The organism is Bacillus mycoides (assembly GCF_001757995.1).
GTDB lineage: Bacteria > Bacillota > Bacilli > Bacillales > Bacillaceae_G > Bacillus_A > Bacillus_A mycoides_B.
This window is the reverse complement of sequence record NZ_LXLV01000019.1, coordinates 315,020-336,634: the sequence shown is the minus strand read 5'-3', so window position 1 is coordinate 336,634 and position 21,615 is coordinate 315,020. Positions and strand designations below refer to the sequence as shown.

The following is a 21,615-nucleotide window of genomic DNA, read 5'->3' as shown; positions in this document are numbered from 1 at the left end:
ATTTGAAAGTCAAATTACAAAGCATAGTTTTTTACATACTGCTTGTTATACTGCCAACGATAGGGATTGGTGCCACATTTTTTTCGTATCACACTTATCAAATGAAACAGGCAAACAAACTATCTGCTCACACTGTTCTCTTTTTATATAGAGACTATTTAGACCATCACCTTGGTGAAGCTATATCTGCCTTAGAAATGCTCGCAAAAGTCGTAGGGACCGAAACTGGAAACATCAATGGGATTAAACAGATTGTACATGATACCGATGGAAATGATGAACGTTTTTCTGGTCTATATTACGCTACGACAGATGGGATGATTACAATCGCATCCCAAGGCGATTCACCGCCTATTGACGTTTCTGACCGCCAATACATCCAAGATGCATTGCAATCTAAGGAAACAACGGTATCATCAGTTATTACAGATCGCGTTCTTGGACATCAAGCTATTATGATTGCCTCTCCAATATTTAATAGACAAAAGGAACTCTCAGGCTTATTATTAGCAAGTTTACGCTTTGACTACATTTCAGCCTCTTTAAATGCTATTAAACCACAATATCATTTCGAAGTGACTGATAAACATGATGTAGTTTTTCTAACCGATGATAATAACGAAACAAGCGATGGGCATTCTAACATGCTTACTACCCCACTCCAAAGATTGAATTGGAAAGTCTCTGTTTCTCCGTTACCTATTCATCAACAAACTTTATACCAGTTAGTTTCAATAGAGTGTATAGCTACTTTATTTTTAATGTCTATTTTATTTTTACTTGCTCAATATATGTTATTAAAACGTCAAACAAAACTAGAAAGACAACAAAATGAACTACAAAAAATTGAATTGGTTGGAACTTTTGCTGCTAGTACAGCTCATGAAATCCGTAACCCTCTTACTGGAATTAAAGGCCTCGTCGCTCTGTTAAAAGAGAAATATAAAGATGAACAGGATCAGTTCTACTTTTCCATAATCGAACAAGAAATAGAACGGATTAATGAAATTGTAAGCGAATTTCTTATTCTTGGAAAGCCAACTGCCATCATTGAACAAACATATGATGTAAGAAAGATTCTTAATGAGGTAGCATTAATTATCCAATCTGAAGCGAATCTACATAACATTGTATTTCATTTACATTTGCCAGACCACCCTGTTCATATCCGTTGCTCAAAAGACCATATGAAACAAGTGGTTTTAAACATTACAAAAAATGCAATTGAAGCTATGGCTTCTGGTGATACATTAACCATTGTAGTAACAAACAACGAAAAATACGCACAATTGCAAATTATTGATACTGGAAAAGGGATTCCAAAACATATTCAAAAACACCTCTTTCATCCGTTCTTTACTAATAAAGATACTGGAACAGGTCTTGGGCTTGTTATATGTAAACGAATTGTAGAGATGTACAACGGGCATATATTTATTGATAGTAAAGAAAACGAAGGAACGACAGTTCATATAGAGATTCCACTACACATAGTATAATTATCCTTATCCTAAAAGGGTAATTATACTTATTTCATAAAACCAGCCACAAACATTCTCCAAAAATTGCTCGATTTCCCTTCATACCCAATTTGAAAAATAGGAACCTTTATAATTGAAAACCATTTCGGTGTTTGTTTTTCTTTGTAACGCTGATACTGTACGATAAGCTTGTCCAATTCTTGACTAACTTGAATTGTCTCCATACTATTTAACCCACTTGTTAATCCTAAATGAATCATTTCTTCACGTTTCATATGAATATCATGCGAAAGCTTTTCTAATGTGTACTTCCTTTTTACAGTAAACATCCATATCCCCCTTATTTTTCTTCCATACTCTCAACGTCTCTTCTACTTTAGCCCTTTAAACACTTAATCCTATTTGAATTTGAAGAATCAGAAAATTTAACATTTTCCCCCTGAAATTTACAAATCTTTACCCTCACTTTGAGAATTATTACAAATTATTCTATCTTTGTAAATACATTCGCAATAATAGACATTTTTTTCATCTTCTTTTTTGTAAATACTCAGTAAACAGTGGGTTCTCTATTTTTAATGTACTTTTCTTCGACATTTTTTGTTTAATTTATGTAAAAACGCAAAACATAATGATGATTGATAAAGTGAAACTTTAATCAGTGGGGGTTTTGTCCATCCCCCACTAATTATTAGCCTTCACCAATCGGGCGTTTACGGGCAGTGGATCTCCCACCTAACTTCTTTATTCCAACCGAATTTTGAGGTGGGAGTCTTACTGCCCGCAAATAGCGGGATAAAATAGAAAGGAAATATTTATATGCGCAAATATACTATTACGTTTCTCATCTTCACCCTGTTCATACCCTTCTTCCTCTTTCCTATTCAAGCAAACGCTCATACGAATAAAGTTGCTATTGTCATCGATGATTTCGGCAATAATATGAAAGGCACAGATAAGATGTTATCACTTCCTATTCCTCTCACTGTTGCTGTTATGCCATTTCTTCCTTCTACTAAACAAGATGCAATAGCTGCTCATAAAAAAGGGCATGAAGTCATTATACATATGCCAATGGAACCAATTAGAGGAAAAAAAGAGTGGCTTGGACCAAAAGCGATTACAACAGATTTAAGCGATGAAGAAATAAACAACCGACTTGAACAAGCAATTCAAGAAATACCTCATGCAATAGGAATGAACAATCATATGGGATCAAAAGTAACCGCTGATGAAAGGATTGTACGTCTTATACTTTCTGCCTGTAAAAAACACGGTTTATTTTATTTAGATAGTAAAACAAACCCTAATAGTGTTGTCCCAAAAATCGGTAAAGAATTAGGCGTGCCTATTATCGAAAACCAATTATTTTTTGATGATGTATATACGGTAAATCACATTTCAAAACAAGCACAATTACTCATTAAAAAAATCCAAGACAAACCCATTATGGTAGCTATCGGACATGTTGGGGCTCCAGGTGAAATTACATCACGTGTTATAGAAACTTCTATTCCTAAAATTCGTGAGCATGCAGACTTTATTTTTTTATCTGATTTAGCATTGTCTCCACCTTCTGTTTCAAAATAAGATTCATTTCTCGCACTAAAAAAGGTACCTATCTACATATAGCAGATAGGTACCTTTCCTTTTCAACTTAAATATAATCTACATGACTCACTCTGAATCCCTTTTTCTCTATCTTTTCAATTAATTGCTTTAATTTTTTTTCATTTAACTCATCCGATATATTTACGATAACACGGCGAATATATTGATCACCGTTATCAAGCGTAAACAGTCCACCGATATTATATGCTTTTAATAACGTCCCAAGCTCTTTAATTGTTCCCTTACAATCTTGTGTTGCAATTGTTAATATATAACCACCCGTCCGCATACCGAACGAATCCTCAATAACATCAAATACATTAGAATGTGTTAAAATGCCGACAAATTCATTATACTCATTTAAAACCGCTAAAAACGGAAGACGACGAATAACATAAAAAGCTCTAAAAAAAGAGTCCTTTTCAAAAATAAACGAATTTGGATTTTCCAGCACATCTTCTGTACTTACATCCTCTAATCTGCTATTACACTTCTTTTCTAAAAGATCTACTTTATAAATAATCCCCGTGAATTCCTTCTCATTTTCTGCTAATACAGGGATTGCGCGAAATCCCGTTTCATTCATAATTTGTAACGCCTTTTCACCAGAATCATTCGTTTTGCAAAATGTCACCTGCTGTTTTGGCAGAAAATGATATTTAACTCGCAAAATATGTTCCTCCTTACATGTCAACATGTAATCTATATATAATAAGGAGACCTATATTTTATGAGTGAAATTTACTTTTAAAACGCTTTCATTTTTATGGGATTTTAATCTCTGTGAATACGTCTTTATATAACAGAACTTTTTGCCCCTTTTATCATTAAAAGCTTTACGTGATAGTTCATTAAATACTCTATACCTTCCAACCATTTTTTTGCTTCTTCTGGGGTTTTCCCCCACACGATCATTCCGTAATTATGAACAAGGACTACTCCTCCACCTTCAATAAAATTCGGAACATTATTTTCTAATAAATTAGCGAATTTCTTTTCATCTTCTACAATTGGAATTGTCATTTCTGTAATACCTTCTTTTCCAAAAACACGTTCCACACTGCGTTTTTCGAATGTTACTTCTCCTTCTTTCCCATATAGCTCTGACATTAAATGACTATCTACAGTCTGTACTTGTAAAATGCATTCTGCACTACTTTTTTTATAAATATCCGCATGCATAAATGACTCTGCAGCTGGTCTTTCTTCGTTTTCAAATACTGGCTCACACATGCAATTTACGACAATAAAATCTTCTTCAGAAAATACCCCTTTATCTCTTCCCTCTACATTCACTAAAAATGTTAATGGCTCTTTTGACGTACACATCGATAAACTAATTTTTGTACCATAAAACCAATCGCGAAGTGCCAATTCTGCTTTCACATCTTTTAATTCGTTCCATTTCTTCAGAAAAAATAACATTTCGTCACCCCCGTCGTAATATTAATATAATGTTCAAATCCTTTCTATATAAAAGGAATTATTTTTTGATTATTCTAAAAATTTAATTGAATTATCACACGAGAATTCCTTTTTGTCAATATGGTTTCAGCACCTATCGGAAAAATAGGCCTATCAGATGTAAGCACTCCTGTCTATTTAGTACTTGATTTTGTACATATAAAAAATACGTTATTCTTCTTATTAAAGAATAACGTATTTTTCTCATTTATTATTTTTTTATTGCCTTATACAGAAATTGTGCATATTGCTCACGTGTTACGAAAGCATCCCCTAAAAAATTCCCATTCCCGTCACCTTTTGATATATTATTATCCACTAAAGCTTTCACATATCCTTCTGCCCAATGACCTGTTGGTACGTCTGTAAAGTTCCCCACATTATTTTCATTTTCCTTTAACTGAAATACTTTTTGTAATACTACTGACATCTCATACCTAGTTAATACTCCTTCAGGGCGAAACTTCCCTGTACCATCTCCTTGCATAATTCTAGCTTGTGCAACTGTAGCAATATCTTGCTCAAACATATGCCCTTTCGTATCAGTAAACATCTCTTTCTGCTCTACTTTATTTTCTAATTTCAAGTACCTTTGTACTAAAGACGCAACTTGTCCACGAGTAATATTATCTCCAAATCCAAATTGTCCATTTCCATATCCTTTAAAAATATTTTCTTTTGCTAAATAATTAATCGCCTTTTCTGACCAATGTCCTTTTGGTACATCTTTAAATTCTACTACTTCTACTTTTTCATCTTCTTTAGAAGTATTGTCTTCTTTAGAAGTGTTATCCCCTTTACTTTCTACTACATTTTGAATTACAGATCCTGTAAAGAAGATTCCTGTATCCGCAAATGGATCTTTCACTCCAAATTCATATACTTTCTCACCTGGTGTACTCCATTTCACTACACCATTACTATACGTACCACCATCACTCTTCAGACGGATTTTTGTAGATACCTCGCCGTCTTTTTCGTATATAGGTACTTTTACTTCTTTATTTACTTCTGTATCCTTTAAAAAGACTTTTTGGTTTTGAACATTAATATAAGCTTTCTTACTTAGTTCTATTACTGGTCTAACATCGCGGATTTCATTTGCAACAAAACTTAAATATACTAACTTATTCAAATTACTAACTGGCGATAAGTCTGAAATATAATTTGCTTCTAAATCAAGCTTTTGTAAGTTTACTAGATTAGATAATGGAGTAATATCCTTTAACTCATTATTAGGTAAATCTAATTCTGTAAGCTGAGTCATTTTAGCAAGTGGTGTCACATCTTCAATTTGATTTTTCCCGATAAATAATTTATTTAATTGATTCATTTGATCAATACCCGATAAATCTTTAACTTTATTACGCGTTAATACTAAGTCCTTTAAAGGTAATGAATATAACGGTTTAATATCTTCAACTTGATTACCTGCTAAAGTTAAGTATGTTACATTTTTCAACGCGCTTAATGGAGCAACATTCGTAATTTTATTATTTGCTAAATTCAAGTAATCTAGTTGTTCCATTTTAGATAATGCTGTTACATCTTCTATTTGGTTTCCTGATAGATATAAACTTTTTACATTTTTCATTTCAACTAATGGTGCAACGTTTGTAATTTTATTATTACTTAAATCAAGAGATTCTAAATTATCCATCTTAACAAGTGGCGTTACATCTGAAAATTCATTACCACGCAAAGCTAAATGATTTAATTGCTTTAAGTTCGCAAAGAACGACGGATCTGTTATCTTCGCATTCGCAACTGTTAAAGATTTTAAATTTGGCATATATTTTAATGCACTATAATCAAGAATCTCATTCGTATTTAAAAACAAGTCCTTTACTTGTAATAACTCTTCTTTCGTAATTGGTGTATTTAAATCTTTTCTATTAAATACTTTTTTATTAACAAGTTCTCTTAATTTATTATCTGTTATCATATTTTGATTATCAACTGGATTATCCGTTTCCGTATTGCCTGAATTAGAGTTATCATCTGGTTTCTCTGTTTCTTTGTCACCTACAGTTGGATCTTTAATTTCAAATTGAACTTGATATTTGTGATCGTATCCAATAGCCGGAATAAGTATATGCATTTGCATATTGTGCTTCTTCTCAAACTCGCCAATTTCAAATTGAACTACTTTCGTCCCATTCTTCCTCTTATCTTCTGACAAAACTTTCACATCATGAAATACACCTGGTTGGTTTTTATCTTCTATTCTAAGATATTGAAAATAATCGCTATCTTGTATTGTTACAGTAACAATTTTTTTCCCGTCTGCAATCGCTACTTTAGGATCTTTTATATATTGAGAAACCATAGATGGCTCGTCTTTTTGGTCCTTATATATTTTAATCTCAGTATCATATGTACGTTCACTAGCTGCTATCACCGACTGATTTGCTTCAGCTTTTAGTGCTGCTAATGCTGGAGTAGAGTATGCAGCAAATGGAATTGCTAATGTTGTTGCTACTACTAGAGCTTTAATATAACTTTTTTTCAAAATAATATCCCCTTGTCTTATATATATTTTAATTGATAATTTCTATCAATCACTAACATAATAAATGATAATGAATCTCATTATCATTGTCGATGAGAATATTACATTAAGTTTATATTTCCATAGTTAAAAAATAAAAAACCCTTTACTCAAAGGGCTTTTTTACCTATCGTATGAAGGATTTCACTTTTTTCTTTTTCATTAATAACACCAATTTTTTGCAAAATGTTTGCATACAATACAAGTTTATTATATATCCGTTCTGACATACTTCTCCTTCTTTCCTTCGACCAACTTTTTTTGTATTGGTAAATTATATGAACGAGATGAGAAAATGTGTCCACTTTTTGCATAAATACAAATCTTTTATTTTGTTACTTGCTGATAGTAAAACTCCCACCTAAAAATTAGGTGGGAGTTTAGATGTATTCAATTCATTTAGCAAACTGTCCATTGAATATTATTCTTTTTAACTTCTTCTTCAAAACTATATGGCATTTTCTTATCACAAATAACATGTTGAATACGAGAAAATCCTGCTATTCGGTAGTTCCCTTTTACGCCTACCTTTGTATGATCACATAAAATATACGTTTTCTCCGATAATTTAATCATCGCTTCTGACAGTTTCGCTTTTTCTAATTCAAAGCTGGAAACCCCAAAGCTAGGCAACAATCCATCAATCGAAACGAATGCTTTATGAAAATGAAATTGATGAATTACTTGCTGCGAAATAGACCCCGACACACGTGAATGTTTTGGAGATACTTTTCCACCAATAAATAAAACCTCACCGTGAAACATCTTTTTATTAATAGAAGATATTAATTGTGTCGCTACTGGAAAAGAGCTCGTAACAATCGTTAAATTTTTACGATGAACAAGATATGGCACCATTTGAAGTGGTGTACTTCCATCATCAATCGCAATAACATCTCCATCTTCCACAAACGTTGCTGCTTTATAGCCAATCCTTTTTTTCTCTTCTATATGTAGCATCTCTCGTTCTAACATCGGTGCCTCTATCCCAGCTCCCGGAAGTTGAACAGCTCCACCATACACTTTCTTCAATTTTTTTTCACGATCTAATTCTTCTAAATACCGACGAATCGTCTCTGTTGATACTGCGAACTCTCTCGCTAATTCTGAAACTTTTACTTTCCCTTTAAACTCTACCTTTTCAAGAATTGTCCGCTTTCTTTCTTCTCCTACTACAGACATAGTTTCACCCCATTTATATCTACCTCATGAACTTCTTTTCTTATACAAAGTTATAATTTTCTTTTTCAGTAAAAATCTCTTCATGAATATGAATACCGCGCTTTTCTAGTTCATCAAAAATTATTTGTGGATTTTCGAAAGCTTCTTCAGGAGTAATAACACCGACTTTATTAACTACTCCTTTTGCAATTAACTCTGTTGCGATTCCAAATGGGATACCAACATTTCTTGTATAGGCTCTTAATTTCTCCCAACCTACTACAGAACCGTCAGATAACGGATGTGTATGGTATAATACATGTCGCTGTTTTTGATTATTTTTCATACCTACTACTTCTATATGAAGTGCATAACCATAAAGCTCTGTTGCTTGTCCTTCTTTCGATTTTAATAGATACTTCGAAATACAATCCATAATACCAATTTCTTTACCGTTTATTTCAATTTGATCATTACGCAATATACCATAATCATATAAAGCACGAACGAGCTGCATATTTTGCTCTGGCCAAGTTCCTCTTGTTTCTATCAGCCCAACACCTTTATCCTCCAGTGCCTTCGCTAACGTAATCGTTTCTGAATGCGGGATGATATACTGCATTGTTTTTCCGTAAGGCGCTGGTAATTCAATTTCTCTCGGGCGCGCAAACGGAGGTACTTGCTTAAATTCACCATCTTCATACACTGTACGCGATGGCAAATGTGGATCATATTCATATGTCGTTGTTTCTGTAATTGATGCAGAAAAAGCAATCGGACGATATGAACCATGGCTTACTCGAACTGACTCTACAGTATCTAGCTGATTTGCTGCATGCATAGCCATCATTTGCGTTACACCTGGCGTCATACCAAATCCAGGTAAACATGTTTTTCCGTTTTGAACAAATATAGAATGGGATTTATTTTCTTCACCAAATCCATTCAAGTTCACACCGTGACAGCCGGCATCTGCGATACAGCGAGTTGACAAGCCATTTAACTTTATCGTCGTGCCATCCATTACAATGTCATAGCCCTTCATTTTTGCGACCGTATCCTCATGATTTGTCACATCGACTTTCACAAAATCAACACGAGGATCATTTAACCACTCTACTACTTTTCGGCCTTCCTCTTCATTAAAATCGGCTACCGTAATCGTCTCAAAAGATGAAAATTGAACTAAATCTAAAATTGCTTCACGACAAATTTTACCTGCTCCACCTAAGCAAAATACTTTCACCCTATAACAACCCCTTTAGCAATACTATCAACTAAGCGATTAATATCTTCTTCATGTACATCACCGATATTTCCAATGCGGAACGTATCTACTTTCGAAATTTTACCTGGATAAATAACAAATCCATATCGCTTTAATTCGTTATACAACTGTTGAAATTCGAATCCTTCACCTGGGTAGATGAAAGATGTAATAATAGGAGATTGATATTTTTCATCTACTAATGGTTTAAATCCAATTTCTTTCATTTTGTTCACTAATAGTTTTTGATTGTTATAATATCGATTGTAACGGGCTCTTACCCCGCCTTCTTCTTCTAATTCAAGCAATGCCTGATAGAAGGCACGTACAATATGGGTTGGTGAAGTAAAGCGCCATTTCCCATTTTGCTCTTCCATCGTTTCCCACTGATCATATAAATCTAATGATAAAGAACGAGCTTGCCCTTTACATTTCAATAGTTCATCACGATTTGCGATGACAAAACCGAATCCTGGAACACCTTGAATACATTTATTCGCACTACTAATTAGAAAGTCAATTTGCAACTCAGCGATATCTATTTCAATACCACCGAAACTACTCATCGCGTCAACCAGTGTAACTTTTCCGTATTGTTTTCCCAATTTACATACGTCTACAATTGGATTAATAATACCTGTAGTTGTTTCACAATGAACAACTACAATATGCGTAATCTCTTTATCTTGTTGCAATAACTGTTCTACTTCTGCAATATTAGTAGGTTCCCACTCTTCTGTTTGACTGACCACCACATCTATATGTAACATCTCTGCCATTTGTACAATCCGCTTACCGTACGCACCATTTGTACAAACTAGCAGCTTTCCGTCTCTAGGAATAACAGAACCAATTACTGCTTCAACCGAAAACGTACCGCTTCCCTGCATTAAAACTGTTGTGTACTTTTCTTCTTCCTTTGTCGCTAACGATACAAGCCTATTTCTTACATCTTGCACCATCGTGTTATATGCAACATCCCACGTACACCAATCGTATAACATAACTTCTTTTACAGTTTTTGTTGTCGTTAATGGTCCTGGCGTTAATAATAAATAGTGATTTTCATTCATGACCCTATGCCTCCTTTATGAAATAATAAGTTCTTGTTTCTCGATATGTTCAATTACGTTTTCGAGCTCCTGCATCGTTTCAATTGTAAAATGAGCCCCATTTTCAATGAAACGATTACGAACTACTTCTATTTTTTCACGAAGCTCTAACGGATCCATATTCTCAACTTCCTCTTCCGTTAAACCGAGCTCACTACTACCGAGGATTACACCAACTGTCCACATTCCAGCATTTCTGCCCTCTTTCATATCTGACACGGTGTCTCCAACTTTTATCATATGATTCATTGGATATACACCAAGTTCCATCGCATTTTTATAACACATCCACGGATACGGACGGCCTGCTGGAACATCATCTGGCGTCACAAGAAAATCAGGTTTATACCCTTGTAATTTTGCTTCTTTTGCAACAATGTCCATCATTTCTCTCGTATAGCCAGTTGTTGAGCCAATTTTAATGCCTCTTTTACGTAATGAAGCAATTACTTCTCTTATCCCATCAATTGGCGTGGCATAGTTTGGCAAAATAGCAAAGAGAATTTCTTCAAACTCTTTATACATCTCATGAATGTCTGCTTCTGTTGGTAATTGTCCGAAAATACGCTTCCACTCATTCGCAATACGAGGCATTTCTATTAGTGCTCTTACATGATCTATTTTTAATAATCCCATTGGCTTACGTGCTTCTTCTGCTGTAATTTCAACACCACGTTTATGAAAAATTTTCATGAATACTTCCAGTGGTGCAAAACAACCGTAATCAATTGTTGTACCTGCCCAATCAAAAATAACTGCTTCAATTTTCATTCTATCCATCACCCTTCTTACTTATCCCGCTATTCGCCGGGCAGTAAGACTCCTCCCTCAAAATTCGGCTGGTGCAAAGAAGTTATGTGGGAGATCAACTGCCCGTAAACGCCCGATTGGTTCAACTATTAATCAGTGGGGGATGAACAAAACCCCCACTGATTAAAGGTTCACTTTATCTTTTTTGCCATTGTGACGTTCGGTTACGAAGTGCTTTCGTTCCCCATTCATATACAACTCTCACTACAATATTTGTAACAACAATAAGTACACTCATTGCAGCTGCTGGTGCTACATTTCCTGCATCATCCATATTTACAATTGATACAGCAGCTAGTTTAAAATCCGCCGCATATAAGAACACTACTGCCGAGACAGTTACCATTGAATTTACGAAATAGTACATAACCATTTCTAAAATAGCTGGTAAACACATCGGCACTGTTACTCGAAAGAAAGTTTTATAAAACGGTACGCTCATCGACTGTGAAACAAGTTCAAACTCTCGGTCTAGTTTCTTTAAAGCAGTCGTTGCGGTAACAAACGTTACAGAGTAAAAATGAATGATATTTACTAATACTAAAACAGCAATTGTGCCATATAAGGAATGAAACGGATTTGTTACTGAAAGTCCTAGAATTTGAATTGTTGGTTGACTGAAGAAAAAGACATATCCTAATCCAAGTACTAATCCAGGAATCGCTAACGGTACAATAGAGAAAAAGTAACCTGCTTTTCTGAAAAACTGTAGCTGTTCTATTTTTTCAATCGCATAAGCGAACACAAATGTTAAAATCGCCCCGATAACTGCCGTAATAGCTGAGACAATTACACTATTTTTAAATGCTTCAATTCCGTCTCCTGTCAAACTTGAAAAATTAAAATGCTCAAGTGTAAAACTCATATTATATGGCCATACTTTCACACTTGCAGCAATACCAACTGCCACAAATAAAAGAATGATCATAAACGTAACTACGCTACAATATACGAATGAAATAACATCTCTTTTCTTATTATTTATTATTCTGTAAGGCACTGCTTTTGAAGATAAGAGATTCGCCTGTTTTCTTTGCGTAATACGATCAACTGCAAATGCGAAAATAGCTGGGATTAATAAAATCATTCCTACAGTTGCGCCCATGGACATATTTTGCTGTCCAATTACTTGCTTATATACGTCAGTAGCAAGTACGTTATATTGTCCACCAACAATTTTAGGTGCCCCAAAATCAGTGAAACTAAGTGTAAATACAACGAACATCGCACTAATTAATCCGTATTTCACACTAGGTAAAGTAACCGTAAGAAACTGTTTCACTTTATTTGCACCTAACATATTAGAAGCTTCATATAAACGATAATCAGAACCTTGGAAAGCAATTAATAAAATAAGAAATGCTTGCGGAAATGTATACATAACTTCAGCCATTACAATTCCTACTGGTCCGTATAACGGTATTTGTATTCCTTCAAATAAACCAAACATCCCTTTCGTTATTAACCCTTGATTACCAAATAAATATGTAAGCGCAATACCGTGCATCATCGTTGGTGCGAATAATGGTAATAATGCTATGTATTGAAATATGCGCTTTCCAAAAACATTTGTACGAGCGATCGCATATGCGTAAGCGAAAGCGAGTGTAACCGAAATAATTGTTGTAGCGCCCGAAATCCATATCGTATTTTGTAGTGATTGAACTAGCGTTGGTGTTGTGAAATATTTACTGAAATTCGCAACACCAACAAAAGCTCCATCTTTATCATAAAAGGCTTGTGTAAACAGTTGTAATAAAGGCAATACAAGCATGATAAAAAATGAAAGAAGCATACCAATAATTAATAGTCTTTGTATCCACTCTTCTTTACCGATACGTCTCTTAATCTTTTTTTTCGTACTTTCTGCCTTAAAGTTTTCTAACATCTCCATCTATACAATGCCCTTCTTTCCATATGACAACATATGATTTTCTGAGAAAGAGATTTGAATTGGCTTTCCTTTTCTAATAGCAGTTTCCTCTACTTCTGATGCCAATATATCCACTACAATTTTCTCATTATAAAGGTGTGTTTTCTCTTCTATGATCCGCACTTCCGTCCGGTATACAGATCCGCGAAATTCCATGCTTTCTACAACTGTTTTAATACCATTATTTTGTACAATAGTTACATGTTCAGGACGAATTGCATGTTCTTCGTTATTTTTCGAAAAGAAATTAATAGAACCAATAAAATCTGCCACAAACGGATTGGCTGGTCTTTGATAAATCTCCTCTGGTGTTCCAATCTGCATAATTTCCGCATGATTCATTACAACAATTTTATCAGCCATCGTTAATGCCTCTTCTTGATCATGCGTTACCATAATAGTTGTTACTCCCACTTTTTCTTGCAAATCACGCATTTCTCTACGCAACTTTTCACGCACTTTTGCATCTAAAGCAGATAACGGCTCATCAAGTAACAAAATATCGGGAGACAGAGCGAGCGCACGTGCAAGTGCTACTCGCTGCTGCTGTCCACCAGACATTTGAGCAGGATATTTATCTTTTACATTCAGTAAATCAACAAGTTCTAACGCCAATAGCGCTTTCTCTTTTACTTCTGCTTTTCCATATTTTTTTGTCTTTAAGCCATATGCAATGTTTTCAAGTGCTGTTAAATTCGGAAATAATGCATACGATTGAAACACCATTCCAAAGTTTCTCTTTCCAGGAGGTAATGCTGTAATATCTTTTCCATCCACAGCTATACTACCTGTTGTTGCCTCTTCTAGCCCTGCTAAAATTCGAAGCAATGTTGTTTTCCCACAACCACTTGGGCCTAATAAACATACAAACTCATTTTTTTTCACAGTAAAAGAAATATCTTTTAACGCTGTAAATGCATCAAACTGTTTTTGAATGTGTTGAATTGATAAATATTCGCTCATTTTTCTCTCTCCCACTCACTTACTTTTTCGGTTCTGCTTTTTGGCCAAACTCTTTTTCCCATTTTTCTAAAATTTTGTCGCGATTTTCTGCTGCCCATTTAAAGTCATTCTTTTTGTATAGCTTTTCTGTTACGTCTGTAGGGAATCCATCTGGAAGTTTATAATCATTTTTAATTGTCGCAAATCCATTTTTCTCGAAGTATAACTTCATTACATCATCTGTAATTGCCCAATCTAAAAATGCTTGCGCTAATTTATCATTTTTAGCATTATCTTTTTTAATAAGTGCATTCGCTTCTACTTCCCAGCCTAATCCTTCTTTCGGCAGTACAACTTCAACTGGTGCACCTTTTTGTTTCTCTTTCAAAGCACTATAAACCATTGATACACCAACTGGATATTCACCCGCGCCTGCTAATTTCGCTGGTTTTGAACCTGAATGAGTATAAGATGCCATATTATCATGAAGTTTCTTCATGTAATCCCAGCCCTTATCTTCTCCCATAATTTGTAGCCATGCAGAAACTGTTAAAAATCCTGTTCCAGAAGAAGCCGGATGCGGCATAACTAGCGTTCCTTTATATTCTGGTTTCGTTAAATCTTCATATGATTCTGGCATCGGTAAATTTTTCTTCTTCAATTCTTCTTTATTTACAGCAATCCCCGTCATAAATGCCGTATTACCTACCCATTTTTCAGGTTGCTTATCGTCTTTAAATTGCGGAAGAACGCGATCCGCTCCTTTTGGAGAGTATCCTTTTAACATATCTTTTTTATCTAAAGCTAATAGACTAGACGCTGCAGTTCCCCATACAACATCTGCTTGTGTATTTTTCCCTTCAGCTAGCAATTTCGCTGTAATAACTCCTGTTGAATCACGAACAATGTTCAACTTCACGTCTGGGTACTTCTGTTTAAAAGAATCAAGATAAATCGGTACAAGCTCTTCTTCAATCGCTGTGTAAACAGTTAATGATCCAGATAATTTATCATCTTTTACTTTTGCTCCAGCACTTTCTTCTTTCTTTGCACCACACCCCATTAATAACGAAAATACCATTCCAGTTGCTACAGCTTTAAAGATTGTTTTTTTCACTGTTTCTCTCTCCTTTTACAAATCTTATGTACAACTCTAATATAAACAACTAGTGTAAAAGCAGTATTAAACCAACATTAATCTTTTGTTTGTTGTTTGTTTTTGTGTAATACGTTGCTACTTCTATGTTTTTTCGCATTTTTCTGCTAATATCAAACGTGAAATTTACAAATAATTAAAAAAAGCTTTATAATCCCACAAAAAAATGAGGCGTTTGTAAAAAACGCCTCATTTTTGTTTACCTTTTTTTGAATTACGATTTGCGTACTTCGCACTATTTTCTCCTTCATACTCTAATGCGAATTCTACATCTGGTAAGCTTTCTTTCGGAGTTTTATTATTATTAATTGCTGCATTTTGTTTTACTTTTCTTTTTACCAACATACTCACCTGCTCTCACTAAATAACTTTCTATTCTAGTTTGAAACAACTTACAGTAATTATTACTGGGAAGTGTTAACAAGTACATAAGAGCTTATATATGGAAATACTACATACGAACAAGCCATTACAAAAAGGAGCGATTACTTTGAAGGAGAAAGAAACGATCCAATCGCCAATTTTAGACGAAACGCTCCCTCATCAAATGAACTTTCCCTCTTTTAAAGGAACAGGAAAACAAATGCAACAACCTTTTATTAATCAATACGATGTTGTAATTGGAGACAGTAAATACGATTCCACTAATAGTCCTCTTAATAATTGGAGTGATGAGGTAGACCCTGCCACTATGGCTGGGGAAGAATGGATTCATCCTACAAATGATATTGGGTGGATTTCAGAAGAAAATCAAGAACTACTAAAAAACGAAGCTGATAACAAAAATGATGCTTTTATGCATCCTCAATTTGGAATTAACGATTAAAAAAACCATTCTACCTAACGCAGGTAGAATGGTTTCATACTATCCAATAATAATTCGCTCTTTCGGATATTTATAACGAGGTGGTTGTTCTCTTCCACCACTAGCTAATATAAATGTTAAAATACCGACGCGTCCGATAAACATAAGTACAATGAGTACAAGTTTACCAACAGTTGTTAACTCTGGAGTAATACCTGTTGATAGTCCTGTCGTCCCGAAAGCAGAACAAACTTCAACTATTAAACTCATAAGTGGCACATTTTCCGTAATGGATAAAATAAATAGCGCTGAGGCACATAATAAAATCCCCATTGTCATAACAACAGATGCTTTCAACACGTCCTCTTCATGTAGCTGACGTTTGAAAACACGGACTGTTCTCCCGCCTCTTGCAAATGTATATAACGATAATATACTAACTGCAAATGTTGTTGTACGTATTCCGCCCCCAACTGAACTTGGAGATGCTCCAATGAACATTAATATACTCATAAATAAAAGCGTTGGTTGTGATAATTCACGTATGTCCATTGTAGCAAGTCCACCACTTCGCGTCGTCACAGACTGGAATAATGTATAAAATACAGTTTCATGCCATGACTTTCCTACTAAAAAATGATTTCGTTCTAATAGAAAAATCATAATTGTTCCAACGAAAACAAGCGCAAAAAATGTCGTTGTCGTCAATTTTGTAAATAATGAAAAGCGAAATAGTTGTTGTCGCCTTTTACTAAGGAATTGTTTTACTTCCATTAACACTGGGAAACCGATAGCTCCTAAAATAATAAGCAACATATGGATTATTTGAACAATATAATCTTTTTTGTACGGAATAAGTGATTGTCCTGTTAAATCAAATCCTCCGTTCGTTGTTGCGCTCACAGCGGCAAAGAAACCGTGAAAATAAGCTTCTTGCCAAGTCGGGAAATATAGTAAAAATCTTGTACCTAACAGTATTGCTCCAATGAGTTCTATCGAAATAATTACAATTAAAATAGAACGCATCAATTCTACAAGGCCCGATAAATTCCCTTGGTTATGGTCTGCCATAATTAACCTTCTTCGCTGCAAACCAATCTTTTTACCCGTTATAATCCAAACGAATGTACCAAGTGCCATAATTCCTAATCCACCTAATTGTAAAATCAGAGCTAAAACAATAATTCCTGCCGTAGTAAATGTATCTGAAATCGTAACAACAGAAAGTCCTGTAACACTTACGGCACTAACTGATGTAAAAAGCGCATCGATAAATGTCCATTTCACGCCAGGCTTCGTAACAAACGGTAAACTAAGTAAAATTACCGATACAACTACCGCTAGTAAATAAAATACAACGATAAGTTGCACGGGACGTAACTTTTGTAAAAACTTTTTTATATCTCTCATTCCATCACTTCGCTACCTTTTTTCTATCGATTAAATAAAGAAAAATCATCACTTTCTTCATTTGTAAATAACTGCTGAAATAGTTTCGCAAATACCATTCCGTATACAGTTCCATTTCCCCCATACGGCAATGCGTAATATAAATTATGTATTTTTTTATCTTCTTTTAAAATAGGAAGACCGTCATGACTGCCACCAAATGCAGCTGCCCAATAGTACTCTGCCTGTATATTTTTATACTGCGGGAACATCTCTTTTACAATGTTAATAAGGAGATCACGCTTATGCAATAATTTCGTATCGCCGATTTTTTGAATTTTCAGCGCCTCATCTAATCCGCCTACAATAATGCGGTTTTGATACGTTCGAAAATACAAATATGGACGTGCTGTTTCCCAAATTAATGATTGCTCATGCCAGCCTTCAAAATGATCTATCTTATTTGTCACAACGGCATAAGACGTTTCTACTGTTGTATTTTTTTCTTTCTTTCCAAAAATTGCTTCATAACCTGTCGCCATAATAACATTCTTTGCTACGATTTTATTTCCTGTATTCGTGTAACAAATTAAATCATTTTGGATTTGTTTAATATGTAATGCCTCTGTATGTTCATATATAGTAGCGCCCATTTGTTTCGCTTTATGCAAAAGACTATGCGCTAATAAATACGGATTCACTTCTGCATCACCGCTTGTATATAACGCTGCTTGTTTTGCAAATGAATAACGTTTCTTAATATCAGACCCTGTAAAATATTCAACCGGAAATCCATAATGGCGTAACGTATTATATTCTTCTTGTAAAAATGAAATATCCTCATCTCTACTTGCATAATACAAACTATTTCGCGGAATAAAATGGGGATCAATATCGAGAGTTGGCACAACCTTCTCCATTGTTTGCAGCGCTTCATAACAAAGCCTATATGCTCGTACCCCTTTCTCTTCACCAAATGTATGAATAAGAGAGGTTAACGATTTATCATTAACAAATTGTAATAATCCTGTATTTGCAGCTGTGCTACCACATGCAATTGCTCTTTTTTCAATGAGCATAACACGCATTCCAATTTTAGCTAACGAATACGCTATATGAGCACCTGCTTCTCCACTTCCAATTACTAGTACATCACATATCATATCATTTTCTAACGTTGGATAACAAGGCACAGAAACTCCAGCACTCCAAAACAACTTACCAGTCATAAGCTTCATAATTATACTCCTACCATGTAATTTTCTCCTTCCTATGTTTCGTCATTTTCCATAAAAAAATCCAACTAACATAAGCTAGTTGGATTTCTTCTCTTTAATTAGAACGCTCTTCAAGCCAATTTCCAACCGTCGGATATGTTTGCTTTACAGCCGTTCCACCATACACAATAGACATATGTCCTGTCGGTAAACATACATACTGTTTATCCGTGCTAGAAATATGATCAAGTAAAGCCTCTACTTGACATGGCAGAGCAATGTGATCACGTTTCGCAGAAATATTTAAGACATTCGCCTTAATATTTGCAAGGTCTACCTTTTGTCCGCGAATAACGAGTTCACCCTTCACTAATTTATTATTTTGATAAAAATCACGAATCCATTGTCTATAAGATTCACCTGGGAACGGAATACCATCGCCTACCCACTTTTGAACTAATTTCCAACTTTCGACGAAGCGCTCATTTTCTGAACGATCGACTAAAGCAACATATGGGCCGACAAAGTTTGTAATTGGTTTTAACATCTTATTTCCGAAATCAATCATTTCTGGCGGAATATTTCCGAATGTATCAACCGCTTTATCTAAATTGAAATATTTCTCATCTAATAAAGGACCGTATAATCCTGTTTCAGAGAAATCAAAAGGACTTGTCATAAAAATCAAGTTACGAATTGGCATGTCCGGATGAAGCGCTGCATAAATAGATGTTAACGTTCCACCCATGCAATAACCAAGTAAAGAAATCTCGTCCGATTTTGCAGTTCTCATTACCTTTTTCACTGCTTTTGCAATATAATCGAACACGAAATCATCAAATTTCAAATGACTATCTTCTAAACCAAATGTGCCCCAATCAAGCATATACACATCAAAACCACGATCTACTAAATATTCCACTAAACTATTACCTGGAGTTAAATCCATAATATACGGTTTATTAATAAGAGCGTATATTAATAAGATTGGAACTCTCTGTGTTTTTTCTTGTTTTGGAATGTAACGATAAAGCTTCGTTTTATTCTTCGTCCAAATAACCTCTTTCGGTGTTAAACCAACTTGTGGTTCTGGCTCGCGTAATAAAACTTCGCTCGCTCTTTTCACACGGCGATATGCTTTACGATATTCTTCTGGGTACAACTCCAATTGCTTTTCCCATTCCGTTACGAATGTAGTCATTTTTTCTATCTCCTTTTTGGTCAATTTCTTTCTAAAAAAAGAAGTGCATTCCTGCTATGGATATGCACTTTTTTCTTACTTCATTACATGTATAATCCGCCGTTAATGTTTAATTGCTGACCTGTGATATACGCACCGTCACGGCATAGATATACTACACCTTTTGCAATTTCATCAGCTTGACCAAAACGTTTTTTCGGGATTTTCGCAACGATTTTTTGACGCACTTCTTCTGGTACTTCTGCTACCATTTCAGTATCAATAAATCCTGGGCAAATTGCGTTTACAGTTACATTTGTTCTTGCAAGTTCTAACGCTAATGATTTTGTAAATCCTAGCATACCTGCTTTTGCTGCTGAGTAGTTTGTTTGTCCAAATCCACCAGCTTGGCCAATAATAGAAGAAATACTAATGATTCTTCCTTCTTCCGCTTCCGATATGTATGGAAGTACCGCGCTTGTCGTATTAAATACACTGCTTAAGTTCACGTCAATTACGCGCTCCCAATCTTCACGATTTAATTTTTTGAATGTACGATCTCTTGTAATACCAGCATTATTAACAAGAATATCAACTTTACCAAAATGATTCACAGCTTCTTCTACAAGTCTGTTTGCATCTTCTACTTTAGAAACATCCGCTTGAACTGCATAAACGTCATGTCCTTCTTTTCCTAATTCATTTACTAAGTTTTCAGCTGCTTCTTTACTGCTGTTATAGTTAATAACAACTTTTGCTCCCTCTTCTGCTAATGCTACTGTAATTGCTTTTCCAATTCCTTTTGCCCCACCTGTTACGATTGCTACTTTGCCATTTAATTGAACCATTTCTTTTCCCCCTTAAATGAATTTGTGAACGATTGTTATGAATCATTTTGGTACTCATACTAATTGAGTCCATATATTAATTATGTTTCGTTGTTTATACATGAAAAGAGATTCTCCCTCTCTCTTTTACACGTTATAAACAAACGCGATTATCATTTTTTATTTTCTGGCTTATTTACAGGCTTTACTTCTTCTTTTACAGGTACTTGTAGTTTAGCTAGTACTGCATTTTGCTTTTCTAGCAATTCTAAAATTTGATCAACTTTCGTTTCTAACGTGCGCATATCTTGTTTTACTTTCGTAACATCACGCTTTAATGTAGGAGCTTGTCCTAATGAATCCACTTTCTCTTCTAGAATTTCCTCGATGTTATCAACTTTATTTTCTAAGTTAATAACAAGCGTAGCTACTCTAGCGATATCCTCTCTCGTCGGCACATTCACCTGCTCTAAATAATTTTTTGTCGTATCATTTAATGCTTTTTGATAAAACAAATTCAAATCTAGAACGCTGCCCATCCAAGCAGAATATTCTTCTGTTTTAATTGTTTCATTGAGCGCTTTTCCCCAAAATGTTTCGGTTTGTTCATAAGCATTTTTCCATGCTTGCAATGGATCGAATTTTTGATCAATCACTTCGCCTACACTCCCTTTTTCGTTTTTGAAACAATTCAACCTATTCACTATTT

20 protein-coding genes are annotated in these 21,615 nt (G+C 34.7%); 3 read left to right on the top strand and 17 right to left on the bottom strand.

Translation table 11 applies throughout. The features are described 5' to 3' along the window. Positions 1 to 2 precede the first annotated feature (2 nt). Entirely contained in the window at positions 3 to 1,499 is a 1,497-nt protein-coding gene (locus BWGOE10_RS06580; protein WP_070141402.1) for a DUF3149 domain-containing protein, read from the top strand. 29 nt (positions 1,500 to 1,528) lie between these two features. On the opposite strand, the gene BWGOE10_RS06575 is transcribed toward BWGOE10_RS06580, so the two are convergent. Beyond that, positions 1,529 to 1,810, bottom strand: a complete 282-nt coding sequence (locus tag BWGOE10_RS06575; RefSeq protein ID WP_002149628.1) for an aspartyl-phosphate phosphatase Spo0E family protein — start codon at positions 1,808 to 1,810, stop codon at positions 1,529 to 1,531. Positions 1,811 to 2,300: 490 nt separating this feature from the next. On the opposite strand from BWGOE10_RS06575, the gene BWGOE10_RS06570 reads away from it, so the two are divergent. Continuing rightward, a complete protein-coding gene (locus tag BWGOE10_RS06570; protein WP_070141401.1) occupies positions 2,301 to 3,071 on the top strand; it encodes a divergent polysaccharide deacetylase family protein in 771 nt (256 codons plus the stop codon). A gap of 67 nt (positions 3,072 to 3,138) precedes the next feature. On the opposite strand, the gene cbpA is transcribed toward BWGOE10_RS06570, so the two are convergent. The 11 genes from cbpA to BWGOE10_RS32775 all read right to left on the bottom strand — a co-directional run bounded on the left by cbpA (position 3,139) and on the right by BWGOE10_RS32775 (position 15,833). Further along, the gene (gene cbpA, locus BWGOE10_RS06565; protein WP_002140932.1) at positions 3,139 to 3,762 is read right to left on the bottom strand and encodes a cyclic di-AMP binding protein CbpA; all 624 of its coding nucleotides are present in this window, start codon (positions 3,760 to 3,762) and stop codon (positions 3,139 to 3,141) included. A gap of 125 nt (positions 3,763 to 3,887) precedes the next feature. Continuing rightward, on the bottom strand, positions 3,888 to 4,517 hold the full coding sequence (locus BWGOE10_RS06560) for a class II aldolase/adducin family protein (protein ID WP_070141400.1): 630 nt from the start codon (positions 4,515 to 4,517) through the stop codon (positions 3,888 to 3,890). 250 nt (positions 4,518 to 4,767) lie between these two features. After that, positions 4,768 to 7,068, bottom strand: coding sequence for an NEAT domain-containing leucine-rich repeat protein (locus BWGOE10_RS06555; protein WP_070141399.1), 2,301 nt, complete (start codon positions 7,066 to 7,068; stop codon positions 4,768 to 4,770). 438 nt (positions 7,069 to 7,506) lie between these two features. After that, entirely contained in the window at positions 7,507 to 8,289 is a 783-nt protein-coding gene (locus BWGOE10_RS06550) for a DeoR/GlpR family DNA-binding transcription regulator (RefSeq protein ID WP_070141398.1), read from the bottom strand. A gap of 40 nt (positions 8,290 to 8,329) precedes the next feature. Beyond that, positions 8,330 to 9,514, bottom strand: a complete 1,185-nt coding sequence (locus BWGOE10_RS06545; protein ID WP_070141397.1) for a saccharopine dehydrogenase family protein — start codon at positions 9,512 to 9,514, stop codon at positions 8,330 to 8,332. Then, positions 9,511 to 10,608, bottom strand: a complete 1,098-nt coding sequence (phnW, locus tag BWGOE10_RS06540; RefSeq protein ID WP_070141396.1) for a 2-aminoethylphosphonate--pyruvate transaminase — start codon at positions 10,606 to 10,608, stop codon at positions 9,511 to 9,513. The genes BWGOE10_RS06545 and phnW overlap by 4 nt, the downstream gene beginning before the upstream one ends. A 15-nt stretch (positions 10,609 to 10,623) precedes the next feature. After that, positions 10,624 to 11,418 carry a phosphonoacetaldehyde hydrolase gene (gene phnX / locus BWGOE10_RS06535; RefSeq protein WP_070141395.1) on the bottom strand — a complete coding sequence of 265 codons (795 nt, stop codon included), beginning with the start codon at positions 11,416 to 11,418 and terminating at the stop codon, positions 10,624 to 10,626. A 175-nt stretch (positions 11,419 to 11,593) separates the two neighbouring features. Further along, the gene (locus BWGOE10_RS06530; protein WP_070141394.1) at positions 11,594 to 13,351 is read right to left on the bottom strand and encodes a putative 2-aminoethylphosphonate ABC transporter permease subunit; all 1,758 of its coding nucleotides are present in this window, start codon (positions 13,349 to 13,351) and stop codon (positions 11,594 to 11,596) included. Next, positions 13,352 to 14,353: a putative 2-aminoethylphosphonate ABC transporter ATP-binding protein gene (locus BWGOE10_RS06525; RefSeq protein ID WP_070141393.1), complete on the bottom strand. Its 1,002-nt coding sequence runs from the start codon at positions 14,351 to 14,353 to the stop codon at positions 13,352 to 13,354. Positions 14,354 to 14,372: 19 nt separating this feature from the next. Then, a complete protein-coding gene (locus BWGOE10_RS06520; protein ID WP_070141392.1) occupies positions 14,373 to 15,449 on the bottom strand; it encodes a putative 2-aminoethylphosphonate ABC transporter substrate-binding protein in 1,077 nt (358 codons plus the stop codon). A gap of 228 nt (positions 15,450 to 15,677) precedes the next feature. Then, positions 15,678 to 15,833, bottom strand: coding sequence for a hypothetical protein (locus BWGOE10_RS32775; RefSeq protein ID WP_171903095.1), 156 nt, complete (start codon positions 15,831 to 15,833; stop codon positions 15,678 to 15,680). A gap of 97 nt (positions 15,834 to 15,930) precedes the next feature. On the opposite strand from BWGOE10_RS32775, the gene BWGOE10_RS06515 reads away from it, so the two are divergent. Next, positions 15,931 to 16,314, top strand: coding sequence for a DUF3905 domain-containing protein (locus tag BWGOE10_RS06515; RefSeq protein WP_070141391.1), 384 nt, complete (start codon positions 15,931 to 15,933; stop codon positions 16,312 to 16,314). 39 nt (positions 16,315 to 16,353) lie between these two features. Here the strand turns inward: BWGOE10_RS06515 and BWGOE10_RS06510 are convergent, their stop codons facing one another. From BWGOE10_RS06510 to phaR, 5 genes are all read right to left on the bottom strand, one after another. Further along, positions 16,354 to 17,703, bottom strand: a complete 1,350-nt coding sequence (locus BWGOE10_RS06510; protein ID WP_070141390.1) for a TrkH family potassium uptake protein — start codon at positions 17,701 to 17,703, stop codon at positions 16,354 to 16,356. Between the two features lie 23 nt (positions 17,704 to 17,726). Then, positions 17,727 to 18,920: an NAD(P)/FAD-dependent oxidoreductase gene (locus tag BWGOE10_RS06505; RefSeq protein WP_070141389.1), complete on the bottom strand. Its 1,194-nt coding sequence runs from the start codon at positions 18,918 to 18,920 to the stop codon at positions 17,727 to 17,729. A gap of 94 nt (positions 18,921 to 19,014) precedes the next feature. Next, complete coding sequence (gene phaC, locus BWGOE10_RS06500) at positions 19,015 to 20,100, bottom strand: class III poly(R)-hydroxyalkanoic acid synthase subunit PhaC (RefSeq protein ID WP_000206840.1); 1,086 nt, start codon at positions 20,098 to 20,100, stop codon at positions 19,015 to 19,017. A gap of 83 nt (positions 20,101 to 20,183) precedes the next feature. Further along, on the bottom strand, positions 20,184 to 20,927 hold the full coding sequence (locus tag BWGOE10_RS06495) for an acetoacetyl-CoA reductase (RefSeq protein ID WP_000250406.1): 744 nt from the start codon (positions 20,925 to 20,927) through the stop codon (positions 20,184 to 20,186). A 152-nt stretch (positions 20,928 to 21,079) separates the two neighbouring features. Beyond that, positions 21,080 to 21,562 (bottom strand): polyhydroxyalkanoic acid synthase subunit PhaR, encoded by a 483-nt coding sequence (gene phaR / locus BWGOE10_RS06490; RefSeq protein WP_000566956.1) that lies wholly within the window; start codon positions 21,560 to 21,562, stop codon positions 21,080 to 21,082. Between the last annotated feature and the right edge of the window lie 53 nt (positions 21,563 to 21,615).